The organism is Pseudomonas sp. 43NM1 (genome assembly GCF_002836905.1).
GTDB lineage: Bacteria > Pseudomonadota > Gammaproteobacteria > Pseudomonadales > Pseudomonadaceae > Aquipseudomonas > Aquipseudomonas prosekii.
The window spans coordinates 1-874 of sequence record NZ_MKGS01000127.1 but is presented as its reverse complement, the minus strand read 5'-3'; the positions used below and the strand labels follow the sequence as shown (position 1 = coordinate 874).

General features: G+C 59.8%; 1 protein-coding gene. It reads left to right on the top strand.

Translation table 11 applies throughout. The annotated features are described in order from the left end of the window. A partial coding sequence (locus BI292_RS11680) for an Ig-like domain-containing protein (RefSeq protein ID WP_218563484.1) occupies positions 1-874 on the top strand: 874 nt, incomplete at both ends.

The following is an 874-nucleotide window of genomic DNA, read 5'->3' as shown; positions in this document are numbered from 1 at the left end:
AAAGCGCTGACCGGTGGTGGCGACGGCACGGAAAACTTCACCTACACGTTGACCGATGCCGATGGCGACACCAGCACCGCAACCCTGGTGTTGCAGATCCACAACAACGACGATCCAGTGACGATTGACGGCCTGAATGTCGCTGGTGGCGAACTCACGGTTTTCGAGAAAAACCTCGAACTCGGCAGCGCACCGGACTCTACTGCGCTGACCCAAAACGGCACCTTCACCATCACCGCGCTGGACGGCGTGCAAACCCTGACCGTCGGCGGAATCGCTGTCGTCAGCGGCGGCGTGTCTGCCGGATTCCCGCAATCAATCGCCACCGGTTTGGGCAACACGCTGACCATCACCGGGTTCGACGCAACCACCGGCGTTGTCAGTTACAGCTACACATTGAACGCCACTGAAACCCACGCGAATGCCGACGGCGCCAACAACCTGCCTGAGCAATTTGCCGTCACCGTAGTCGACGATAACGGCACCACGGCGACCGGTTCGCTGGACGTCAACGTCATCGACGATGTGCCGCAGGCGGTTAACGACAGCAACGCTGACACCGCGTCCGAAACCTTGCTGACGCTGAATGGCAACGTGCTGACCAACGATGTGCAAGGCGCCGATCGTGTCGCCACTGGCCCGATCACTCCAGGCACATTCGCTGGGACTTACGGCACGTTGGTGTTGAACGCCAACGGCACTTACACCTACACCCTGAACACCACCGACGCCGATTTCAAAGCGCTGACCGGTGGTGGCGACGGCACGGAAAACTTCACCTACACGTTGACCGATGCCGATGGCGACACCAGCACCGCAACCCTGGTGTTGCAGATCCACAACAACGACGATCCAGTGACGATTGACGGCCTAA